The organism is Chroococcidiopsis thermalis PCC 7203 (assembly GCF_000317125.1).
GTDB classification, from domain to species: Bacteria; Cyanobacteriota; Cyanobacteriia; order Cyanobacteriales; family Chroococcidiopsidaceae; genus Chroococcidiopsis; species Chroococcidiopsis thermalis.
In genome coordinates this window covers 416727-435829 of record NC_019695.1, presented here as the reverse complement: position 1 = coordinate 435829, position 19103 = coordinate 416727, and the positions used below count along the sequence as shown (strand labels likewise).

At 45.2% G+C, this 19103-nt stretch carries 17 protein-coding genes and 1 tRNA gene; 6 read left to right on the top strand and 12 right to left on the bottom strand.

Annotation, left to right across the window (positions count from 1 at the left end; genetic code table 11):
* Positions 1–135: 135 nt before the first annotated feature.
* Positions 136–2172, top strand: a complete 2037-nt coding sequence (asnB, locus tag CHRO_RS01940) for an asparagine synthase (glutamine-hydrolyzing) (protein WP_015152491.1) — start codon at positions 136–138, stop codon at positions 2170–2172.
* Positions 2173–2215: 43 nt separating this feature from the next.
* On the opposite strand, the gene CHRO_RS01935 is transcribed toward asnB, so the two are convergent.
* The gene (locus CHRO_RS01935; RefSeq protein ID WP_015152490.1) at positions 2216–2431 is read right to left on the bottom strand and encodes a hypothetical protein; all 216 of its coding nucleotides are present in this window, start codon (positions 2429–2431) and stop codon (positions 2216–2218) included.
* Positions 2418–2864 carry a PIN domain-containing protein gene (locus CHRO_RS01930; protein ID WP_015152489.1) on the bottom strand — a complete coding sequence of 149 codons (447 nt, stop codon included), beginning with the start codon at positions 2862–2864 and terminating at the stop codon, positions 2418–2420. The genes CHRO_RS01935 and CHRO_RS01930 overlap by 14 nt, the downstream gene beginning before the upstream one ends.
* A 238-nt stretch (positions 2865–3102) precedes the next feature.
* On the opposite strand from CHRO_RS01930, the gene CHRO_RS01925 reads away from it, so the two are divergent.
* Entirely contained in the window at positions 3103–4440 is a 1338-nt protein-coding gene (locus tag CHRO_RS01925) for an FG-GAP repeat protein (RefSeq protein WP_041462320.1), read from the top strand.
* Between the two features lie 55 nt (positions 4441–4495).
* Here the strand turns inward: CHRO_RS01925 and CHRO_RS01920 are convergent, their stop codons facing one another.
* The 6 genes from CHRO_RS01920 to yqeK all read right to left on the bottom strand — a co-directional run bounded on the left by CHRO_RS01920 (position 4496) and on the right by yqeK (position 9029).
* A complete protein-coding gene (locus tag CHRO_RS01920) occupies positions 4496–5920 on the bottom strand; it encodes a slr1306 family protein (protein ID WP_015152487.1) in 1425 nt (474 codons plus the stop codon).
* Positions 5921–6108: 188 nt separating this feature from the next.
* Positions 6109–6185 (bottom strand) — tRNA-Met (locus tag CHRO_RS01915).
* Between the two features lie 41 nt (positions 6186–6226).
* Positions 6227–7180 carry an asparaginase gene (locus CHRO_RS01910; protein WP_015152486.1) on the bottom strand — a complete coding sequence of 318 codons (954 nt, stop codon included), beginning with the start codon at positions 7178–7180 and terminating at the stop codon, positions 6227–6229.
* 151 nt (positions 7181–7331) lie between these two features.
* The gene (locus CHRO_RS01905) at positions 7332–7832 is read right to left on the bottom strand and encodes a CGLD27 family protein (RefSeq protein WP_015152485.1); all 501 of its coding nucleotides are present in this window, start codon (positions 7830–7832) and stop codon (positions 7332–7334) included.
* Positions 7829–8281 carry a ribosome silencing factor gene (rsfS, locus tag CHRO_RS01900; protein WP_015152484.1) on the bottom strand — a complete coding sequence of 151 codons (453 nt, stop codon included), beginning with the start codon at positions 8279–8281 and terminating at the stop codon, positions 7829–7831. Before rsfS ends, CHRO_RS01905 begins: the two co-directional genes overlap by 4 nt.
* 112 nt (positions 8282–8393) lie before the next feature.
* Positions 8394–9029 (bottom strand): bis(5'-nucleosyl)-tetraphosphatase (symmetrical) YqeK, encoded by a 636-nt coding sequence (gene yqeK / locus CHRO_RS01895; RefSeq protein ID WP_015152483.1) that lies wholly within the window; start codon positions 9027–9029, stop codon positions 8394–8396.
* 206 nt (positions 9030–9235) lie between these two features.
* Here yqeK and CHRO_RS01890 point away from each other — a divergent pair, with 206 nt between their 5' ends.
* Positions 9236–10012, top strand: a complete 777-nt coding sequence (locus CHRO_RS01890) for a 7-carboxy-7-deazaguanine synthase QueE (RefSeq protein WP_015152482.1) — start codon at positions 9236–9238, stop codon at positions 10010–10012.
* A 32-nt stretch (positions 10013–10044) separates the two neighbouring features.
* Here the strand turns inward: CHRO_RS01890 and CHRO_RS01885 are convergent, their stop codons facing one another.
* Positions 10045–10689, bottom strand: a complete 645-nt coding sequence (locus CHRO_RS01885) for a DUF3318 domain-containing protein (protein WP_015152481.1) — start codon at positions 10687–10689, stop codon at positions 10045–10047.
* 133 nt (positions 10690–10822) lie between these two features.
* On the opposite strand from CHRO_RS01885, the gene CHRO_RS01880 reads away from it, so the two are divergent.
* The 3 genes from CHRO_RS01880 to CHRO_RS01870 all read left to right on the top strand — a co-directional run bounded on the left by CHRO_RS01880 (position 10823) and on the right by CHRO_RS01870 (position 12697).
* Positions 10823–11095 (top strand): J domain-containing protein, encoded by a 273-nt coding sequence (locus CHRO_RS01880; RefSeq protein ID WP_015152480.1) that lies wholly within the window; start codon positions 10823–10825, stop codon positions 11093–11095.
* A 24-nt stretch (positions 11096–11119) separates the two neighbouring features.
* Positions 11120–11995 (top strand): GUN4 domain-containing protein, encoded by an 876-nt coding sequence (locus CHRO_RS29365; RefSeq protein WP_015152479.1) that lies wholly within the window; start codon positions 11120–11122, stop codon positions 11993–11995.
* A gap of 102 nt (positions 11996–12097) precedes the next feature.
* Positions 12098–12697, top strand: a complete 600-nt coding sequence (locus CHRO_RS01870; RefSeq protein ID WP_015152478.1) for a transposase — start codon at positions 12098–12100, stop codon at positions 12695–12697.
* Between the two features lie 115 nt (positions 12698–12812).
* Here the strand turns inward: CHRO_RS01870 and CHRO_RS01865 are convergent, their stop codons facing one another.
* The 3 genes from CHRO_RS01865 to CHRO_RS01855 form a co-directional block, all read right to left on the bottom strand.
* A complete protein-coding gene (locus tag CHRO_RS01865; protein ID WP_084739202.1) occupies positions 12813–13067 on the bottom strand; it encodes a TIGR02450 family Trp-rich protein in 255 nt (84 codons plus the stop codon).
* 58 nt (positions 13068–13125) lie between these two features.
* Positions 13126–14988, bottom strand: coding sequence for a serine/threonine-protein kinase (locus tag CHRO_RS01860; RefSeq protein WP_015152476.1), 1863 nt, complete (start codon positions 14986–14988; stop codon positions 13126–13128).
* A 96-nt stretch (positions 14989–15084) separates the two neighbouring features.
* The gene (locus tag CHRO_RS01855; RefSeq protein WP_015152475.1) at positions 15085–19005 is read right to left on the bottom strand and encodes a right-handed parallel beta-helix repeat-containing protein; all 3921 of its coding nucleotides are present in this window, start codon (positions 19003–19005) and stop codon (positions 15085–15087) included.
* Positions 19006–19103 lie beyond the last annotated feature (98 nt).

The following is a 19103-nucleotide window of genomic DNA, read 5'->3' as shown; positions in this document are numbered from 1 at the left end:
AAATACCAACTACCAACTACCAACTACCAATTCCCATTCCTGTTCCCTAAGATACATTACAGGCTGTCACTCGAAACTTAAGATAGTCTCCCAAGACAGATTTGAGTGCAGTATACGGAGTACAGGAGACAAGCCATGTGTGGCATTGGTGGCGTAATGAATCGCGATCCGTCCCGTCCGGTCGATCCAAACGTCTTGGTAGCGATGGCAGCAATCCAAAGTCATCGCGGTCCCGATGGATGCGGTTGGAAAGTGGTAGACAATCGCGGCGTTGGCTTTGCCCATGCTCGTCTTGCTATCATCGATCTCAATCCCGAACGAGGACGACAGCCATTTGTCTCGGCTGACGGTCAGCATACAATCGTCCACAATGGCGAGTTTTACGATTATAAGCGCCTGCGTTCCGACCTCACTTCACGCGGTTATCGCTTTGCCACCAAGAGCGATACAGAATTAACATTACATTTAGCAGACAGATACGGATTAGAAGGTGCATTACCCCATCTGCGCGGCGAGTTTGCTTTTGCATTTTACGAAAAAGCAGCAGATCGATTGACATTGGTACGCGATCGCTTTGGGGTGAAACCTTTATACTGGGCGCAGACACCAGAAAGTTTTGTCTTTGGTTCGGAAATTAAAGTTGTCTTTGCACATCCTGACGTACAGCGCCAGATTTCTTCCCAAGGTTTGTATCACCAATTAATGCAACTGATGGTTCCTGGTACAAGTGCGTTTGAGGGAGTTCACGCCGTCCAACCAGGACACATGGTAATTGTAGAACGACAAAACGGACAGTTACGGGTGCAGACTAAGACTTATTGGGATTTAAATTTCCCTTTGTTGAGCGATCGCACCTCTTCGCAACCTGATGATTTCTATATCGAAGAATTGCGTCGCTATTTTATCGAATCAATTCAATTAAAACTAGAAGCCGACGTACCTGTAGCTTGCTATCTTTCCGGTGGAATTGATTCTTGTACGATTTTGGGAGTCGCCGCCGCTTGTCAACAGTCGCCTGTAAAAGCTTTTACAGTTGGTTTTGACGATCGCGATTATGAGGAAACGGCGATTTCGCAAGAAATGGCGCAGGCTGTAGGAGCCGACCAAGATATCGTCACGGTACAAGGGGGACAACTCTACGAGCATTTTGCCCGTGCAATTTGGCACACCGAACGCAGTATCTACAATACGTTTACGATTGCCAAGATGCTGCTGAGCGAACACGTCCACAATGCAGGCTATCGCGTTGTTTTAACGGGAGAAGGTTCGGACGAATTGTTTGCTGGCTATCCCCAACTACGACTCGATATGATTTTGCATGGAATGCAAGATGCATCTCCCGCAGAAAGAGCGGATTTAGAGGATTGGTTACAAGCAAGCAATCGCATATTCAAAGGTAATTTACTGGCAGAAAAACCCCTAGACGATCCGGCGCTGACAGACGCGATTGGGTTTACGCCTAGCTGTCTTCAGTCGTGGTTAACTGCGGCTCATTCTGTCCCTGGCTTAATGCACTCAGATCGTCGCGCTGCAACCCGCGATTATTCCCCAGGAACCGCGATCGCTTCTGTCCTCGATCGCAGTCAAATTCAAGGTCGTCATCCCCTTGACAAAGTGCAGTATATATGGATAAAAACTCAATTTGAGTCGCAAGTTTTAGGTTGGGCAGGCGATCGCGTTGATATGGCAAACTCAATGGAAGCGCGTCCGCCATTCCTCGACCATCATTTAGTAGAGTTTGCCGTGACGTTACCCCCTTTATTGCGTTTTCGAGGGCGAAAAGATAAATTCGTCTTGCGCGAAGCCATGCGCGGATTGTTACCCAAAGCCCTTTACGAACGACAAAAGTTTGCATTCATGGCTCCTCCAGCGCATACTGATGTAGCCAAGCAAAAAGCCATGCGATCGCTAGCTGATGATTATTTATCCAAGCAGGCGATCGAAGCTGCTGGGTTATTAGATAATGCAGCCGTGCAACAAGTTTTACAACAACATGCGGACAGCAACACATCCGATTCAGAACGGACAAAACTAGATGCAATTATCAACCACATGCTGAGCGTGCAAATGCTCCACCAACATTTTGTAGCAACAGACGTACCAAAACAAGCCCGCGATCGCGCTAGGGAATTGGGTTGGCAAGTGCAGCAACCAACGCTAACAAATGCTTAAGCGAACATTGTCTGTAGGGGCGAATTTACCAATAACTCGAATCTCATTCGACATTTTTTGATTTCTGAAATTCTAGAATCTTATCGTACAAACTTGCTACTGATTCTTCTGCAAAAAGCTCATCCTTGAGTTTAAGATAATTGCCGCTGCCAATATTGCAAGCTGCCCAAAACCGAGACACCTCAGATGGCTTCATCTTAGAAAAGAGAATCTGTAATCCTTCGTGCAAAACTTGTTGTTCGCTCTTAACTTGGATCATTGTTATTTGTCTCCAACACAAAATCAACTGGATTTACTACTTTCATTATCAATCCCGAACACCGATTGATAAGCCGCTTGTCACAGGTAATGAAATAGTCACTATCAGCTACCTCAGCACACGCAATATGTAATGCGTCAATAGCCTTAAGTCCATTCTCCTCTAATTGCTCAGCTCTCTGGCAGATTGCTTCATTCACTTCTTGTCTAAATCTTGCCATTTGGAGATAACGATTCATGGCTTCCTGTCTAATAGGATATGGATTGCGACTATTCTCATAGTCCAAGACTGAGGAACTGACTAACTCTACTATTGTTGCCTCAACCATTTGCAGAATGATGGTGACAGCTTGCGATTCGAGAAAAATTTTGGGCTGAGTGCGATCGTCGAATGGGCGGTTATAGGCACTGGTATCTAAATATATTTTTGTCATGCAAGTGCCTGAAGCAAATCCAACCTATTGTATCTTGCGATCGCCCGCCATAAATAGTGAATTAGGTTGGCAAGCCCAGCACCCAACACCAGCTAGTAAACAAATTCGTCAAAATGCACGACTGAGATCTCCAAAAATTGTGTATGTTTTACTACTGATATTAGCGTATTAACACGTAAGGTTTCAGGCTATATTGGCTCCAAGAGACTAATACACCTATATGTTGTTAATGCTAATTATGCCGAAATTATATTTTTATGTTCTGGGAGCACTAGCTCTAATTGCTGCGACAATCGCGCTTGCTGCCCCATCTCTATCGAAGGGTTCTCAATGGGTGGAACAAGCCAAGTGGGTTTCTGATAACTCTGCTGGCGAATACGAATTTGCTCAGGCTGTAGCCATTGACGGCGATACTGCCGTTGTTGGGCTTCCTTACTATGGTACGCCCACTGACTTAAATAACGCTGGCAGGATCTCTGCTGAGGTTTCCCGTAGTGGTGCAACCGGAAAAGTCATGGGATGGACAAATGAAGGCGCTGCCTACGTCTATCGCTGTTCGGGGAGCAGATGCTCCTTGAGTGCCAAACTCTTGATGCCAAAAAACCAAGCAGACGGATATCATGAGTTTGGTTCTGAGGTTGCCATTGATGGAGACACTATTCTAGTTGCGGCAGACGCATTTAGAGGAGAAGCTCTAAATGAAGTTCTACAGTATTTGCCGCTATACATCTTTACTCGCTCTAGGGATAGTTGGTCTTTGCAACAATCTCATCTGGCACTGCCCTATTCCCTCAAAGCCACGTATTCCATTAAATCTGTAGCACTGAGCGGAGATACAGCGGTTGTAGGGATAGGAGGACGAACTCACGTTTTCCACCGCCATCCCAGCACTGGCAGTTGGTCTTATGAAGCTGAACTTACACCGGATACCCCAACCTATGGCTTTGGTGAAGCAGTGGCGATTGATGGCGATACGATTATAGTCAGCGGGGGTACTCCGAGCAAGACAATAACTAGCAACTCTACTGTTGCTGCATTTGTATTTGTACGGAATTCGACTACAGGCAGCTGGTCATTGCAAGCTCAATTAGTCCCATTCAAAAATGAGAATACTAGCACCAGAAGAACTGTTGCTCTCTCTAGCAATACAGCTGTGGTTGGCTTACCAGGAGAAAGTAGCGATAGGGGTGCAGCTTTCGTGTATGAGCGCAATCCTGCCACTGGAAAATGGTCAAAACAGGCTAGGTTAGTGCCAAATGACGTATTACCGTTTCATCAGTATGGCTTTGGTGGCAGTGTGGGCATTGATGGCAATTCAATTGTGGTTGGCGTATCTTTAGAACATAAAGCCAGTCCCAACTGGTTTCAGCCACATCGCGTTGAAAAAGCTGTCTATGTGTTTGAGCGTAACAGTCGCATAGGTTGGTGGTCGCAGCCAGTCAAGCTTTTACCCCAGGACTACAAGGAAGTGGCACGCACATATGGAAAAAGAGTTGATATTTCAGGTGAACGAGTTATACTTTCTGCTGGTAGCATTGGGACTGACTCTGCCTATATTTTTCGTCGAGTCAATTAACATGTAGGGGCGCACAGCTGTGCGCCCCTACGGATTGCGTATTACATCGAACAAATCAAGATTGATTCAACTGCGGTTGAGGAGCTGGCAACAACCTTCCCAATCCCTGTTTAACAAACCCTTGCAAGAAAGCAACTTGCTGATTTTGTTGAAACACATTTTGTAAAGTCTGTCCCAACTTATCTAAATTCAACCCTGACGCTGAATCGATCGCCTCTTCCTGTTGTTGGAAATATTCGATCAAACTATACCCAGCTAAGCGAGTTAAATAAGCGGCGCTGACTCCTTGCACGGCTCCACCCGCTACAAAAGTGACAGCATTAGTTTTTAAAACAGTGCTAATGGCTTTAGTAGAAAGTTCCACCAAACCCAACTTCAACATCAAACTACCCATCGTTCCTGCTACATTTTGGGCTTGCTCCAGCGAGAATTTTTGCTGGTAGACTGCGCCTAATTCCATCACCAACTGAGCGTTAATTGCTGCTGTTGCGAGTAAATCTAAAGCTGGAACTGGGTTAGCAAAAGCGGCGGCGGCGGCGATCCATTGGTATTGTTCTACAACAGGGAGGGCGCGATCGCGTCTGATTCCATCTAAAATGACTTTGCCTTCTACTTTCAATTCTTCAGCTTGGCGTTTAGTAGTTGCCCATACCAACTGCTGCGCTTCTTGCTGGAGAATATATTCTAGACGTTGTGTTAAAGCAGAAACTTCAGGTAAACGCTGTTCCAACCATTCCTCTACCGCACCATCAGTTTGATGCTGGCGCACTTTTAACGGATTGGGTGCAGATGCGATCGCGACAACATCTTCTGCTGCTAGCATCGGCTGCATCTTTTGCTGGAGCGAGTATAAAATAACAGCGCGATCGTCTGGGAGATATTGGTCTTGTTTATTAAATACCAAAACTAGGCGCTGATGGGCTGCCAATAGTTGTTGTAAAGTTTGATATTCTGAATCGGTTAAATCTGCCGCTGTGACAAATAAGATCAGATCGGATGCGATCGCTCTTTGCAAAGCTTCTATATCAGTTTTAGTTTCAACTTCGCTAAATAAAGCTGCTGTCTCGCTCAAACACAGCTTTCGTTGTTGTGGCTGTGTTTCTAGAACTTGTAACAAAGTCGTCTTCCCGACAGATTTACCACCAGTAATCGCTAAATTAATTTCTTGCCGATCGATCTGCGCTTCTAACTGGGCAATTTTTTCCCGCAGTTCTGGAGTAGGGTGATTTTCTGTTTCCAGTCGATCTACTACTACTTGTACTTGCGCGATCGCTTTTTCTACCGTTTCGCGATTGACGGGTAATTCTTGCACCTGCTGTTTGGGGCGATATTTCCCAAATAACCATAAACACAGGATGATGGCGATCGCACCCATCAAGCTAAACTCACCCAGATGCGCTAAAGATTCTCGCCACCCTTGCAAAAACCACAGCGCAAAGGCTAAACCAACACCACCGATTAAAATTGGACGCTGCAACATACCAGCCACACTCGCAACATCTCTAGTCTAATGATTTCCCACATTAAAATAGCACTCTAGATGGCTCTGGACGTGCGGAGTTTACTATACTTTGCGATCGGTTGACGGCAAGCGACTTGTTACCTGCGATACTTGACCTAAAACAAAACCCTGCAACTTTTTACAGTGCAGGGCTTTATTTTTGAAATTGGTGGCGGGAAGTGGATTTGAACCACTGACCTTCGGGTTATGAGCCCGACGAGCTACCAGGCTGCTCTATCCCGCGTCAACTTTTCTAGTATAACCATAAGTTTTGGTAATTTGCAACTATAACAGCGACAATTCTCCTAAAACCTCTAGGCGCTTGAATTTACCAAACTCCATAAAGCTTTCAGCTAGGGTTTCTGCGGCTGAGGGACTGAGCCAACCCATTTGCTTGAGCAAGTGAATCGCTACAGCGTGTTTAGCGCGTTTAGAACCGTCGATCGCCTTGATTGCCAACCCCATTCCCTCGCCGACTCTACCAATACACTGCACGCCTTCTGCACCCGCCTTACTAACGAGTTCCCCTTGCGTCAGACGCATTATTTCCGTGTCGAATTCTCCTTCCCCTGCAATCAAGGTGGGATGATAGGTCATAGCACGCACGATCCGTTCCAGATCCAAGCTGCTACCAGAAGCAAGCTGAGCGTATAAAGCTGCCATTTGTCCCAACTGCATAAAATAGGTAGGCGCACCACAATCATCGTGAGCGCAGATAAATTCCTCAGCAGGCATCCGCAGCATTTCAGCTACTTTAGTCAGAATTAACTGCTGTACGGGGTGGTTGCGTTGGAGATAGCTATTGAGCGCCCAACGGCGTTGCTGACACACGGCTAACATTCCCGCATGTTTGCCAGAACAATTGTATTCTAGGGGGCTGCGCTTACCCGCAGGCGTGGGACATTGCAATGCCGAGGGATCGATATCTGCTCGCCAAAGAATATTAAAGACTTGTCGCACTTGGGCGATCGCAGCTTTATGCGAACTACAAATAATCGCTAAATCTCGATCTGTGAGATTGTAGCGTTCTAAAGTGCCTGTTGTTGTTACGCCTAGTGCTTGAAATGGCTTGAGAGCAGAACGCACGAAAGTTGCTGTTTCCGCATTGCCAGCCACAGATAGCACCCGTCCTCGGTTGTCACAGACAACTGCTTGGACGTGATGGATCGATTCGACGATCCCTTCCCGCAGCAACCGGACTTCCAGTTCTGCGGCTTGAGTTCTTTTTCCCCTTGTCATGGGTTAGAATGTATCACCTTTTTGGTAATTTGATAATTGGTGATTGGTAGTTGGTGAGTTAGGCAAGAGGCGAGAGGTAAGAGGCAAATTTTGACTTTTAACTTTTGACTTTTGACTTCCCATTACCTATTACCTATTACCCATTATCGATTTATAAAAAATACCAGATTAAGCCCCCAGACAGGAGAAATAGACCCAGCCAAGCAAAAGTGCGGCGGAGTCTTTGTAGGATTGGTTTAACTTGGTAGCTGACAATGAGCCGATCGCGGGTCAGAATTTCTAGTGGTTTCGTCCAGTTTTGACCGTCGTACCAACCTGTTTCCTCATAAAAGATCGTCTGATTCATCAGGCGATCGCGCACGTAAGACCAACCGAGGTACATCCGGGCAACTGCTAAAATTACCCCCAGACTCGCGCCCAGCGTGCCGCATAGCAAGAATTGGGTTGCGTGTTTGATGGGTGGAAAACTAGCAGCGGCAATCGGTCCCGCCACTATCCACGACCACCCCCAAACCCACAGTAGTTTGCCAACATACTGCCGTAATTCTAAAGTGGCAGTCCGAAAAAAACCGGATGATTTGAGCTGTTCGTATTCATTGAGCGGTTGTTGTTCGTCAGGAACTGGACAGACAGAAACAGGTGATTCCATCATTTTGTTGTTCTCCCATCGCCGCTGGCGGTTGGAAAATCGATCCGTTCGGCATGACCCCAGAATGCTTCTAGATTATAAAACTCTCGTTCGCTGGGCATCATAATATGAACCAAGACATCGCCATAGTCTTGTAACACCCAAGTCCCTTCATTCTTGCCTTCCGTCCGCAGTAGCTTTCTATGCCATTCTTTGACAACTTTATCCTCAATTGCATCTGCGATCGCCCTTACCTGTACCCTAGAATATCCTGTGACAATTGCGAAGTAATCGGCTAAGTAAGAAACATCAGCGACATGCAACAGGACAATATCGCCTGCTTTGCGATCGGCAGCAGCCTCCGCAATTGCCAAGGCTAATTCCCGACTCTCATCGGCATGAGTAGCACTGACTTTACTAGAGTTCAGAAAAGCGGACTGAGAGATTGAATTTGCTTGGGTATATTCAGACATTAAACCTCATTTTGCGAGCTATGTTTGACAAATCAATTATCTAAAACAAAAGAGCAACTATGCTCATAATAATTGTCAAATGTACAACTTCAGACAGAGCGAAACTATTTCTTCATTTAAGCATGTGCGGAGAGTGGTGCTTGCTTTTTACCCAGTTAAGAAACCAATTTCGAGTCGCGATCGTGCGTGGATGAATTAAACAATGAGTCTCTATTAAAAATTTTAAAGAATAATCGCAGGTACGCCAAACAGCTTGAGATAAATTTTGATAACTCATCTGTCGTAAAGCTTGTAACTCAGGGGTATCGCCTCTACCTGGCTCAATGCTATCCGCTAAAAACACGATACAGCTCAATTCCGTCATTTCTGGTCTGCCCAAAGTATGATTGGCGATCGCCTGCAATACTTCTTCATCTTGCACCCCAAAAGTATCTCTAGCAACGATCGCGCTGACATCGGCATGTAACAAATGAGGATGTAATTCCATCACGGGATCGATCTCTAACCCCTCAACACGCGCCATTTCCAGCAGCTTAGCGGGCTTAAAATATTTTGCCAAGTCGTGCATTAGCCCCGACATCGCCGCCTTCTCCACATTTTGACGGTGATGCTCAGCCAACTCCACCGCCATCTGCTCTACCCTAAGAATATGGTCGATGCGGGACTGCGGTACGTGTTCTGACAGCCAGCTTAAAACCCGTTCGCGCTTGACCGTAATGTACTCCGAGCTATGGTTGAGATTTAGCACAATAAGAGAGTTAATCTCGACTCAATTCCCAATCTCATTGTAGCGAAGCCCATTAATTAGGAGCGAGAACGAAAATCTATCTTTGTACCTTTGCGCCTTTGCTACGCCAGTCACCTCAACGGGAGGCACCCCCGCACGGTGCTGGCTCGTCTTTGCGCGACCTAATTTAAAACTTTAACTTTTACGCTACTGCCCCATTCTGACCCATGACAACCGCCCGTCTCATCGAAATCTTCTCCGCCATTCAAGGCGAAGGATTAAACGTCGGCACGCGCCAAATCTTCATCCGGTTCGCGCTATGCGATCTACGTTGCCATTTTTGCGATAGCGCCCATACCTGGAGCGTACCATCAACATGTCGCGTCGAGCGATCGCCTGGACTGCGAGACTTTGAAACCCACCCTAACCCCGTACCGCTCAATACTCTATTAACTTGGATAGAACGGCAAAACTCCCCAGGCTTACACGATAGCATCAGCCTTACAGGAGGCGAACCATTACTACACGCACCTTTTCTAGTAGAATTCTTACCCCTCGTACGTCGTGCCACTGGACTACCCATTTATCTCGAAACGGGAGGTCATCGTCCGCAACAACTGCAACTCATCCTACCTTACCTTGACTCGGTGGGCATGGATATTAAACTACCCAGCGTCAGTGGCGAAGATCGCTGGAACGAACACGCAGAATTTTTGCAAGCTTGTCACCAAGCAGACATAGAGGTATTTATTAAAGCGATCGTTTCCAGTCAAACCGATCTCGGAGACTTAGCCAAGGCAGCTAAACTAGTTGCATCCGTCAACCCAGAAATTCCTGTATTTCTACAACCCGCTACCCCACTTACACCATCCCAGCAGTTCGGAGGCATTCCCATCCAAGCACCCACTCCAGCACAAGTATTGCATTGGCAAGCCATGATGAAACGAGAACTCAAACAAGTCCGCGTTATTCCCCAAACTCATAAGATGCTGAACCAATTGTAATTGTAGGGGCGCACAGCTGTGCGCCCCTACAATTACATAATGTCATCTGATGCGGCTTTCGTTTTGGCTTTTGCCTTGTTAGCACTACGCTTGAGTGCCTGCAAGCGACCTTCATATTTCGCTTTTTGCCGCTTGCCTGGTGCTTGCTCGATTAAAGTTTTTAAAGCACTACCAAGACTCTTGTATGCATTGGGCAGAGTATAACCGAAACGAGTTGCCAAGGCGATCGCCTTTTCGTCTGCCTCTATTGCCTCTTTGACCTGCTTTTCGCCATTATTCTTTTGATACAGCCGATATCCCGACACGCCGCACAGCGCCACTGCTAGCAACAATAACAAACCATCCTGTACCCAAAGTTCGCCTACCGCGCCACCCAAACCAATTGCCAGCGCTGCCATTTCCCAACCATCTTTGGGAATGGTGTCATTTTGAATTCGCGCCACTTCGTGCCAAAATAGCAGATTCCGCTGATCGATCGCCAGCGCATCCCACTTAATCAGATCGATTTGAATTTCCACCTGATCGCTGCCAATTTCTTCACTCCGAATCAGGGGTGGGTTAACTTCCGTCGTTCCTTCGACAGTTACCCAACTTTGCAGTTCTGGGGGCAGTATACCCTTGAGTCGCCGCAATTCGCTCATTTCGGCTTTAGCCGAGGAGGTTGCATAGGATGTCATAAACAGGATTCCAACAAGTGGCTAAGAATGCTTCTACTCTCATTTTGGAGTATAGCGAATCACATCGTCCAAATTTTGGGAAAGCTTAAGTAGAGAGCTACCTATGCTGTCCTTCTATGAATCATATTAATCGGTGTTACGAAATCCTTGGGCTTCAACCAGGGGTAACTTTGGAGCAAGTCAAGCAGGCTTATCGGGACTTAGCTATGGTTTTCCCGATCGCTTTTCCCACAATCCTCGCCTACAAGAAAAGGCGCAAGAGGAATTGAAGAAAATTAATGAAGCCTACGAAGTGCTGAAGTCTTCTACATTTAGTGCTTCAGCGAATACTCATTCCTCTAGTTCTGCTAGTTCTACAGATGAGCGGTCGGACTCGCAGAAAACTCGCCAATCTAATTCTTATTAGACTGAAACTTGTTTTGAACAGGGAATGGATAAGGCAAGAAGAGGACAATATCAAGAATCAATTGATGATTTTAATCTGGCAATCAGGTCTAATCCCAATTACAGTGCGGCTTTCAAATTTCGGGGTATCGCATATTCAAAGCTTAGGGATAAACAAAAGGCTTTTTATGATTTCAAGCAAGCTGCTGGCTTATATTTAAGAGCGAACGATGTAGAGAGTTATCATAACACAATACAACTTCTTTTAAATTTAAAAATATCAGAATCCGATCGTGCTAGAAAATTTAGCTATCGAAGGCTACAAGAATTACTTTTAATAGGAAATTGGCAGGAAGCAGACAAAGAAACTCTATCTATAATGCTGCAAATAGTTGGCAGAGAAAAACAAGCTTTTCTTAGCGGGCAAGATATTAAAAATTTTCCATCTACTCATCTTCATATCATCGACCAACTCTGGATGGTATATAGTAACGGTCACTTTGGCTTTAGAGTCAAAAAGCAAATTTGGCAAAGTATTGGAGGTACAAGTAAATCTGACAGTAATGTCTGGCGTGCATTTGGCGATCGCGTTGGATGGCGAGTGAAGTATGATAGTAGTTTTGTTAAAACTTGGATTGCATACAGTGACTTTAATTTTACTCTAGATGCTCCAGCGGGACATCTTCCAACTGCGCTACCTGGTAGACGTTACTCTTTTCTCTCAGTTATAGCCTCGATGATTTTATTATTCTTATTTACTCTATTTGTCATTACTATTTTAGGTTTTTCAAGTTCGTATTTTATTAGTGGATTTGTGGGTCTGTTTCTGGTGACGTTCAATACGATTTATAATGGCAGCCAACAATATACAAAAGAGTGGTGGCAACAATTATTTTCTCGCGCTCAGATTTGCGGAATTTAATATTTGAATCTTGTAGGGGCGGGTTCACTAAAAATATTTGTATATAAACAAAAATATTACTAAACCAGCCCCATCCTACGAAATCTCCCCTTACAAGGCATTATGAAATACGATCCGCAAAAACATCATCGCCGTTCAATTCGCCTCAAGGGATACGACTATACTCAACCAGGTGCATACTTTATCACTATTTGTGCGTGGCAAAAAGTATGTTTATTTGGTGAAATTATAGATAAAAAAATGCGTTCAAATCGATATGGCGAAGTTATTCAATATAATTGGTTCGATTTGATGAGGCGTTATTCTGACATCCAACTGGATGCTTTTGTTACCATGCCGAATCACGTACATGGAATTATTTGGTTGCTAGATCCGCATGGGGTGGGGGCGGGTTTGGAAAGCCTTTGTGTGGGGAATACAAATATTGCTGGTGAACCCGCCCCTACAGTATACGGTGATGATGCCAAATCGAAATCTGCTAAATACTGCGGCTTACCGGAAATTATTCAAGGATTCAAAACTGCTTCAGCTACGCGGATTAATCAGTTACGGCGTACAACTGGTGTTCCTGTATGGCAGCGAAATTACTACGAACATATTATTCGAGACGACATAGCATTACAAAATATCAGAAAATATATTATGGATAACCCGTTATCCTGGCAGCAAGACAAATTGTATCAAAATTCGCAACGATCGTAGTGGCGGGTTCACCAAAAATATTCATACCTCAACACAAAATATCTATAAACCCGCCCCCACCCCACGCGGATCTACAACAGGTTTACCCAAAATCTTTGCGTCGAAACAAAAAATATCAATCAACTGTAGCAGCTAATTCTGCCATCTCTTGTAGAGATTGCCAGCCAGCCAGCCACTGGGAACGATCCTTTAGCAAATTCGCATTGATCCAAAACCTGGCTTCAGGATCGCAGGCGGCGACCATTTCCGCAAACACCCACTTGCCTTGATTTTTGCGATTGACCACTTGAAAGTGCCTCCAGCCGAACATTTTTTGCTGGGAAGTCCATTTGGAACCAACGAGATAAGGGAATTTTTGCTTTTTGGGCATGGATAGCACGGAAAAACGTTGCAGAGACACAACGTGTCGCGTCTCCATAACTCTTAGTTTAGTGACATTGCCAAATTTTTACAGTGCTGTCAGCACTACCAGAAGCGATCGCCTGTTCGTCAGGACTCAGAGCAATTGACCAAATAGCATCATCATGGCTGCCGATAGTTTTGACAAACTTACCATTTTCAGATTGCCAAACTTTGAGCGTTTTATCGCCACTACCACTGACAATAATTTTCCCCAACGGACTTAAAGCAACACCGCTGACACGGCTGGTATGACCTTCAAGCGTGTGAGTTAGCTTACTATCATGCCACATCTTAATCGTGCCATCTTCGCTGCCAGAGACGATGGTGCGTCCATCTTTACTAAAAACAATCGATCGCACCCATCCAGAATGTCCCGTCAGATCGCCCATCCATTTTTCTTTGTATAAGTCCCACAAACGAATAACTTCGCCGCAACCTCCAGCTAACACTTTGCCATCTGGACTATTGGCAACTGACAATACATAACCGGAGTGTCCTGTCAAGGTGTACATGAGATTACCTGTATATAAATCCCACAACTTCACTGTGCCATCGTCACTTCCGCTAAAAATTACCCTACCATCACGACTTGTCGCGATCGCGCTGACTCCATTCGCGTGTCCGGCTAGAGTTTGAATCAGTTTGCCACTATTCACGTTCCAGATCTTGACAGTTTTATCGGCACTGCAACTAACGAGAGATTTGCCGTCAGGACTAAAAGTCAATCCCCGTACCCAGTTGCTATGGTCTCTAAGAGAGTAAACTAAACTACCGCTATCCAACTCCCAGATATTAATGGTTTTGTCTGCACTGCCACTAGCGACTAACTGTCCATCTGGGCTAATGGCAACTGCTCTAATCTGTCCTGAATGTCCGGTTAAAGTATGCACGCACTGCCAATTTTTAATTTCTACAGGTGGCGGTGGCGGTGGCGGTGGCGGTGGTGGTGGTGGTGGCGGTGGCGGTGCTGCTGCGGTTGCTGGTGCGACAATTGGTTCGCTGAGGTCTTTGAGTACCTCTTCCGCCGATTGATAGCGACGCTGGACGTACTCTTGCAACATGCGATCGAGAATGTCACTTAATCGGTCTGAAACATCAATACCCCTTTGCTGCAAATAGGGTCGCCACATCCAGTTTCCTTCTAAAGGATTGTAGATTTCGTCTAGTTCTGCATTTGTCATCAGGCGAATGCAGGTGACACCCAAGCTGTAGATATCGCTGGCGGGGAATGCCCTTCCACCGCGCAGTTGTTCGATGGGGGCATATCCTTCGGTTCCTGGTTTGGTACTAGCAGCAGAGATACTCGTCCCAGCAAGTTGTTTTGCTACGCCAAAATCGATTAAGACAAATTTGTTATCAACTTTTTGACGTAGAATATTTGTCGGTTTAATATCCCGATGAATCACATCGCAATGGTGAATGAATTGCAGTACGGGCAATAAACTCTGCATCAGCGCCCGAATTTGTTCTTCGTTAAACGATCCTTGCTGTTCTAATTCTTTTTCTAAATCTTGCCCGTCAATATGCTGTTGTACCAAGTACAAGCGTTGTTCTTGTTCAAAATAACCGAATAAAGTTGGAATTTGGGGATGTTTCTCCCCTAGTTCTAATAGCTGTCTGGCTTCTTGCTTGAACAATAAAGTAGCCTTTGCCATTGCCTCAATATTGCCTTGTATGTGGGGCAGAGGAAAAAACTGCTTGATCACGCAAAGGGCATTGAGACGATTGGCATCTTCTGCTAAAAAGGTGCGTCCAAAACCACCATTGCCGATTGGTTTAATTGCTTGATATTGGTCTTTGAGTAGCAACTTGGAGCCACAGACGAGACAATACTTTCTTCCATCTAAGTTTTGGGGATTCTGGCAGTCTGGATTCAAGCAGTAACTCATATCTGGGGATCGGCTTATGGAGTCTATATTTAGTCTTCCCAGATTTAACAGGCAATTAGCCATTAAGGGAAAAACTACCACTAGGTAAAGGTTAGGTTAGTTGAGCTTAGCTTTAAACCGCACAAATCCATAGGCATTTGCAGGAATTCCAGGCGCAGTCGCATTGATTAAATCGCCTAAATTAACCACGATCGCCCCAGTGGTATTGCTACCCTGACAATTAACACTAGGATAAACACTACTCGGCTCAACTCCTGGGGGAAAATACATTGCCGTATCTCCATCGCTGACATTTGTTAACGATTCAGTCGTCCCGTTATATTGCCAGAGAATCCCCCGTGCTACTCCTTGTAAACCTCCAGATGCTTGCACGGGATAGCTATCGAACCCAGTAGCAAGAAAACTCATATTTGCGGGAACGCGATCGCAAAACAACACATTTTGAGCTGTAGTCGCACCAGTAGAGAGATAGTAAATCGTGTATTCGACTTCTTCTCCCGGTTGGACAAAACCGCCATCGATCTGTCCTCTCAAGGAGTCATCCAGCGGTAAACCCCAGTTCACATCTTCATCGAGATCGCCATTATTATTCGGGTCAGTAGCAGTACCATCAAACCCAGAAAAAGGAACGCCATTGATGGCAGTAATGCGCTTGACGAGTGATAGATGAGGGCTGCCAGTAATGGTAATATTACCGCTGAATTCTGAAGTACTGCCATTTGGGGCGCTAGTGCAGTTTTCGCTGTTGAGACAGGTAGCAGTAGCAGTGAGCGTGTCAGCGGTTGTGACTGTATTCGGCAGACTGCCTAACGGGATCGAAAATTCAAATCGGTTTGTGGTGTCAGTACCTTGGTTGAGACCATTGAACGGACTAGTATAAGTGCCAGTTGTCGCATCGGCATCGTCTGCCGAATCTTCAACCAACGTCACGAGATATTCTTGTCCTTCACCAAAACCTGAGGGGTCGGGTTGTTTGACAAAAAATTCTATTTTCGAGCCAGGGCGAGCAAAGCCTTTAACGACTAGGTTACCACCTGAAAGCTGAGCGCTCTCTAAAATCGGAAAGTTAAATAGACCATTTGCACCCGTATCGAGATCGCCACTGTCATTAAGCGTCACCCCATTACCTTCGCTACCACCACCCAAATCGATGCCAAGTCCACCGTTGCTATAAATCGAGTTTTCAGTCATTGTGTTGCCCGTTCCCGCAGCAACGACAATACCATCACCGAGATTGTTAGCGATCGTATTTTGACCGATCAGGTTGTTGCTTCCTAAGCGGATACCAATTCCAGCATCCTGAGTGTCGTCGGGTGCGCCATTGTTGATAATCTGGTTACTACTCAGGTTGTTGCTGTTGTTGGTAGTCGTATGTAGATCGATCCCGTAACCTGGGTTGTTGATGATGATATTCTCAGTCACGTTATTGCTACTAGAGCCAATCAGTTCGACCCCATCAGCAAGAGGATCGGTCACGCCATTATTACGAATGATATTGGAATTAACGTAAGCGCTAGTGGCACTTTGAAACTTTACGCCTGAGTTATCATTGCTAAAAATAGTAGCATCTTCTAGCCGCGAGTTCGCTGCCCCCGCACCATTGAAATAGACTCCCACACCTGCCGTACCTACACCGTTAGCACCAGTAATACCGATATTTTTAATAAAAGTAAAGCTAGCTTGCACTTCCAGCCCAGGACCGGCGGCGACGTTGAGAACAATTTCTGGTCCAGTCGTGTTGTTAAATATTGGTGCGTTAGTGTCTCCAGTTAAGGCAGTTTGGGTTCTACCATCAATACTAGTACGGTTAGCGTTAGTACTAGTTGCATTTGCGATCGCGGGTAGAGCAGTTGCTAAAGTAATTGTGGCGACACCACCGCTAAATTGGTTAGGTAACCCCGCCCGTAAACCGGGATGAGCTGCACCATCTGAAATCATGAAGATACTCTCCTCCCTACCGGAAAGCACTCCAACTTGAGCCAGACTCGTATTGTTGAGAGTATTACTGTTAATAATGAACTGGCGTAAGCTGCCCTGACCGGAATCTCTCGTACTGACTATGGTGTCAAAGTTAAAGCCGAAGTCTATACCCGTGATATTACCAGCACCAGCATTAATTTGGGCGATCGATTGAGCAGCGGTTGTAGCGGTAGTGAGTGCGGCTAACGTGGTACTACCATTGCCCGCATCAACTAATGTCGGGTTTTCTCCCCCCACCCGATCCGCAACCGCAGTTATAGTTCCCGTAGTGGCATCGGTACGATAAGTCTGTACCGGGATGAGCGTACCTCCCGAACTGGGACGGGCAGAAGTTACAGTACCGTTAACCACGCGCACCGTGTAACTTGTATTTCCTGGCTGATTGGTGAAGCTGTAAGCGCCGTTAGTATCAGTGAGAGTGGAAGTCAAGAAATTGCCTGCCGAGCTATATAACTCTACCCGTACGTTTGGGCGGCGAATTACACCTGTAGCGAAGCCGGAGAGTGCGGCTGAATTGTTAGCAGTCGTATAGTCGCGCCCTACACCACCACCATAGTTAACATCTTCAAACACCGTACCAGAAATGGATACCCTTTGATTAAAAGTTACAGCAGCGCGATCGTCTTCGTTGACGTTATTGTTGTTCGGAGTAGAGTCAGGATCGGTTTGGTCGCTGGCGTTGACTTCAGCAATATTAGTAATGGCATTAGTGGTATTTACTGTTGCCACAATCTGAAGCGTTGCAGTAGCGCCTTTGGGAAGCGTACCTATATCCCACATCCCCGTACTAGAAATGTAAACACCTCCGTTGTAATCGCTGACACTGAGATAAGTAGGAGTCGTAGCGCCAAAGGTGACAGAGGCATTCGAGGAAACGTAGGTTATTCCAGTAGGTAAGATATCCTGAACCTTGACATTTGTAGCGTTGTCAGGACCATCGTTTTTTACATTAATCGTAAAGGTGACATTTTCCCCTACATTAGGCAGTAATTTATTGACTGTCTTAGTTAAACTTAAATCTGCTGTTACAGCAGGAGTAACATTAATATTAATGTCATAGTCGGGTGGAATTTTATAAGTTGTATTGTAGTGATAACTAGAGCCAGATTTATCATAAACTAAACTAGAAACACCAATTGTTTGATTCTGAGTAGCAATAATTTTTACTTTGTATCTTGCAGTAAAGTCATCGCCAACTTTTCCACCTGTATAACCATCAGAAATACTCAGATTATCGCAAGTTCGGTAATAACTAGAATTAGGATCTGAATCCCAACCACAGGCATCACCATAAATGGAATTATTAGTTGTACCAGAGGGAGTTGTATAATTGGTATTAACTTTAAGAACCTGAAAAACAGTGTTGGGAAAGTTAGTAGCAAAAACTAATTGTTCATAACCTCCAGTTGCTGTCTGACCAGTTACCGTATAATCTACAATATCTCCTGATTGTACGGTGGTTGTGCCTGTGAAAGTGAGTACCTTATTACGATTCTGCTCGACTAATTTTTCAACGTATAAACGGCGAGGTTGAGGAGTTGTAATTGTCGCTAGCTGAGTACCGCTTAAATCTTTACCAGTTGCCTCAATATAATATTCTCGATACGTGTTTTGAGCAGCTAGAAGTCGCTGAACTTGAATGTTGAAATAAAAATCTGTGCAGTAAGCTGGAGTTGCGCCAGTATTACCAATATTATGAAATGTCGATCCAGCACCGCCAGCAGGTAGATAGTTAATATTTAAAGTATTCAGACCGAGAAGTGAAATATAAGCACTACCCGTTCCCGAACCCAAGTTAATCTTCGCTTGTATATCTTTAGCGGCAGATGTACCGAGATTACAAACTCTAGCTCCAATATTAAAAACATTGGGTCCTTCAATATCAGGTTTATTACTATCTAGACCGATAATGTCCCAGGAAATGGGTTTAATTTGTAAGTTGGGAGTGGCATTTGCTTTTAGGGGACAACATAAAAGTACTCCAACAACGGTTAAGGTAATTGGAGCAAGTTTTTTTAACATTACAGGTTTATTCATAATAATTGCCAATCCTTCTTCCAGCCTGAGTAAATTGTGGCGATCGCGCCAGCTTTATTGACTGCAATTCATTTTTTTAATCATTGTAGTTTTATTGA